This is a genomic window from Lactobacillus sp. C449L, assembly GCF_059900815.1.
The window spans coordinates 1-472 of the sequence record NZ_JBWXGA010000171.1; the positions used below are offsets into that span (position 1 = coordinate 1).

Below are 472 nucleotides of genomic sequence, written 5' to 3' on the forward strand. Positions count from 1 at the left end.
GGCCAGCAGCCGGAACTGTCCGCCTACCTGTCCGAGATGGGGCGGGACACGTTCGAGAACTGGCAGTCCGAGTTCCTGCAGCTGCTCTGGCAGGTGGTGGGCCTTGCCTATTTCCTCTATGTCGGCTCTCCCGCGTCCAAGGAGAATGACGACCGCATGGAGGCGAAGCTCGACGCGCTCATCCGCATCACCGGCGGCCAGGACGGGGACCGGCTGATCGACGAGCTGGACCGCCATTATCTCCGCCATGGCGGGCATCCGGCGCCGCACGGCCACGAGCATGAGCTGGCGCGGTCGGCCGGGCGCCACGTCCGCCACGTCGCGGCCGGCTGACCGCCATGCCGCTGATCCGGGAGGACGACCTGTCGGGGGAGGCGGTGCGGGCGCTGCTCGCCCTGCACCTTCAGGGGATGCGCGACGGATCGCCGCCGGGGCACAGCTTCGCGCTCGACCTTTCCGGGCTGAAGGTGCC

General features: G+C 70.1%; 1 protein-coding gene. It reads left to right on the forward strand.

Annotation, left to right across the window (positions count from 1 at the left end; genetic code table 11):
* Nucleotides 1-333 (forward strand): DUF6766 family protein (locus tag AC2JF9_RS08870; protein WP_500727033.1); only part of this gene is annotated, 333 nt, incomplete at its 5' end.
* Nucleotides 334-472 lie beyond the last annotated feature (139 nt).